Source organism: Desulfocicer niacini, assembly GCF_054657595.1.
This window is the reverse complement of sequence record NZ_BAAHYK010000112.1, coordinates 1-3,930: the sequence shown is the minus strand read 5'-3', so window position 1 is coordinate 3,930 and position 3,930 is coordinate 1. Positions and strand designations below refer to the sequence as shown.

Genomic DNA, 3,930 nt, shown 5'->3' with positions numbered 1-3,930 from the left:
TGAAATATTAATAATATTTTCACCCTCGTAATCTTCAGGTTTGCTGGGGAACCTTCATTTTTTGAAAATCCGGCGGGATGCGCCCATTAAAGTAGTCACAGATACGGTAGTATCGTAGATCCCCAGCCCACATTTTCAAGTGTTGGGGGTCCTGACGAATTTTACGGATAAAACTTAGGGGATGGGTAAATAAATCCAGTACCGGGGCCATGAGTTCAGACGGGTCCCGGAAGCATTCCCAGTCGCATTGCCGGCATGCCATTGAATTAAAAGGCCACGGATGGGCCATCTCCCACAGTTTTCCAAAAGTATCCCCACCCCGAAATCCACAGGGAAATGTATCACCGGTTCTGGCATCAATGAAAAAAAAGTTGATACCGCCCTGGCAGGGGGCGGAAAAAGGATTAAGGGAGCCATTGCCATCATCTAAGTCCATGATCAGGGCGTTAAGGGCTGCCCGGGGAGTGAAAATTCGTATCCGGCTTCTGAACCTGGGGATGGTGTCCCTCAGGGCCATGAAGATCATCTTTTTTTCCTGTGGGGTAAATCGGACAATGTGGTCTGTGGCATTGGCCTGGTAAACGGTTTCAAGGCAGGTGTTGTCAGTGTCAATACTCATGGGATAGCAGGCATTTACTATGGTAAAACCCATGTCAATGACGCGCTGGTAAAACAGGGAAAAGGCCCGGCAATAGGAGTCGTATACAGCGGACTCATAGCTTCCCGGGCTGGCATAATCCCGGGGAGACAATTGTCGGGTCAGGTCGCCTCCCAGGTTTCGGTTGATGCCCAGATTCACCGACGGAAAAAGGCCGGCATCGTGAAAGATTGGAAGGGCCTTTTCCATGCCTGCCACAAGGGAATCAAAACCCCGCATGGTTTCGTGGACCTGGGCATCCAGGGAATCCAGGCTGATCCAGAAATTCCTCACCGGTGTGGCCGCAAGTTTTTCCACCAGTCGTTTCATTTTTGCACGGCAACCCGGTTGATCACTGCCGGTGAAAAAAAATCCATTGGTGCCGGTGCGAATGAATGGAATTCCCCGCTGTCCTGCCCGGTTGAGGTAGTCGCACAGGGTATCTGCCATGAGCATGGGTTCACCACCGGTAAACGATATGGCTTTGATGCCACGAGTGGCAGCGGCATCAATGGTTTTGTACACTTCCTGTTTATCCAGGGTTTGCCGCTTAAACGATGAGGAGATGCGCATGCCGCACTGGGGGCAACGGGCGTTACACCGATCTGTGATTTGAACCACCAGTTGCCCGGGAATCCTGGCCACCAGCCAATGGTGTAATCGTTGGTTGAAAGCAGCAGACGTCATGTGCCAACCCCCATGCCGGGGGAGGATGACTGTAATTCCGGAAAAAAAGCGCCATGGTATTGACCTGCCATATCAAGCATTTCCAGCTCTTTTCCATCCGTATGGGGATATTCGTCAATAGGTTCCCCCATGATGTCAGCCAGGGCGCTGCCCCAATGGCAGGTGTGCCGGATGTGTTCATGGCATCGGTTTCTGATGGCATGAAAATCCTGTGGATGATGAACCCTCATGTGATGGAAGCGAAGTATTTGTTCCACCCAGGGATCTATGTTGTCAACCCCAAGCATATGACCCGTTTCACCGTCAAGAATGATTTCCTGGGGTCCACCGATGTTGGAGACCAGGGCCGGTACACCGCTGGCCTGGGCCTCCAGGATCACCATCCCAAAGGTGTCTGTAATGCTTGGGAAGACAAACAGATCTGCGATGTCATAAAACTGTTGCAGGACCCGGGAGTTGACCCGTCCCATGAAATGAACTCTGTCAAGGGACGAGAAATGTTTTGTTAACTCCGTCAGGTCCGGACCATCTCCACAGAGAATCAAATTGATGTCCTCATAAGTTTTTCTGGCTGCAATATAGGCTTGCATCAAAAAATTAATATTTTTATCCCGGCTCACACGACCGGCCCACAACAGCGTGGTGCCGGGCAGGATACCGTGGGTCTCTTTGAACCGTTTTTTCCATTGGGTATCTTTATTCATGGGGTTCACGGTCATTCCACGTTTAAACAGGGACATTTTTTCAGACGGGTAGCCCTGACGCTGGAGAATACCCATATATTCCAGGGTGGGGACTTTTATTTGGGTGGAGAAGGCGTAAAATCGATTGATGGCTGACTCTATAAACCCTGTCAACGCTTCATCCTGGAATATGGATGCCGCCTGGGCCGCAAAATCGGTGTGATAGATGGTGACGCATTCGATGTTAAGAATTTTAGCCATCATCATACCCAGAATGCCCACCGGTCCGGGAGTGGAGACAATGATGCGGTGGGGGCAGCACTGATAAATCTGGGCCATGGATGACAGCAGGGAGGGAAAATTCATGGAGTAACTGTTGTAAAAATGAGGCGTGATGGTGTGGATGGAGGGAAGTACCATGAGGTTGGTCGGGAAATCGGCTGTCAGTGAATCCGTTCCCCGGCAGGTCACAAAGGTGAGGTTCAGATCTCTTTTTGCGCTCTCCAGGCAAAACCGTTCCAGGGTGATGGAAACACCGTTCAGATCATTAAAGGTGTCGGTGAACCAGAGGGTGTTGTGTGGCTGGATATCTTTGTGGCCATTGTAGCGCTGACCCAGTTCAGCCAGCAATACCCTGTCATGGGAAAGGTGCTTCAAGGATGAGAAAAAGGGAATACTGATAAAAAAGGCGGGCAGGGTGATGAGTAGATTTTTCATCAAACGACCGATGTCACCTTGTAACAGATCCTCTTCCAGAGATGACAGGAGTAATTTGAAGAACTCATCCAGCAAAAGCCCCATACTGTGATAAATGTTATTCATTTTGGTATCCACATCCAGATGGGAATCATGGGACCAGTTGTAGACATCCTCAAAAAAGGTCAACAGGATTTTATCTTTTAACTGGGCTCTTTTTTTCACCTTTCGGAAGGTGATCCACCGTTTCAGGCGGCTCTGTTTTTCTTCAAACACAATGGTGTTAATAAACTGGATGATACCCCCAGGAGCTGTTTTACCTGTGTGAACGGAGAAATCACAAAAAATTTTATAAATAGAGAAGGCAAAGGATTTATAGTCATTGCACCGTCCCCAGCATCGGGTCTTTTTTTCTTTTATGCGCTGGATGAACCCCTGTCTGGTGTGGGGACCGTCACTGATGGTGGCGGTGTGGCCGATGAAAAGTCCGGCATGGTCATCGGACCCACCGGTGAATCCCTTATCCCATGGGGTGGTACTTATGGGATCTATGCCGTGTCTTCCCACCATGACTTCAATGTGTTCCGGGGTCAGGTGCATCAGAATATTCTGCCAGGTTTCATTACCGTCCCGGCCCCGGGCCCCGTTAAGCCCTTCAAAGATGTCAAAGAGCAGGATCAGTTTTTCCAGGGTATCCAGATCCAGTCTATTATTGATGCTGTAGAATCCATGGGCCACGGAGCAGGCGATGTCATTGTCCCTGACATAGTTGCGCAATTTGTAAATATTGCGTCGCAGGACTTGGATGCGTGAAAATTGTTCCGGAGAAATGTCATACAGCAGCAGATGGATTTTGCAGTTGTTTTCTGGAAAATAGGTGGTGGTTTCCACGCTGATAAAGGTATCCTTCGGATAGGCCTGGACAAGTTCACAGGCACCTTCAATGGTGTTATGGTCGGTGATGGTAACAAAATCCATCCCGGCTTCTTTGGCACAATGGTACAAGGTGTGAAAGTCGGTGTAGGATTCACTGGCACCTGCCTTTTGAAGAAACCATTCCGATGGCCGTCTGGACGCTTTGGAATGTACATGCAGATCTGCACGGATCATCACATTGTTTTCCAGGGGGGTGGGGCCGGGTGTCATGGGGTATGCTTCCTTTTTTCAGGTATTGATGGCTTTTTTTGTAGGTTCGATGAAAATTGTATTACGTAAAATTATATCAAA

General features: G+C 49.2%; 2 protein-coding genes. Both read right to left on the bottom strand.

Going from position 1 to position 3,930, the window contains the following annotated elements:
- Positions 1-34: 34 nt before the first annotated feature.
- Entirely contained in the window at positions 35-1,324 is a 1,290-nt protein-coding gene (locus ACYQ2M_RS24790; protein WP_459919085.1) for a radical SAM protein, read from the bottom strand.
- A complete protein-coding gene (locus ACYQ2M_RS24785; protein WP_459919084.1) occupies positions 1,321-3,849 on the bottom strand; it encodes a glycosyltransferase in 2,529 nt (842 codons plus the stop codon). Before ACYQ2M_RS24785 ends, ACYQ2M_RS24790 begins: the two co-directional genes overlap by 4 nt.
- Between the last annotated feature and the right edge of the window lie 81 nt (positions 3,850-3,930).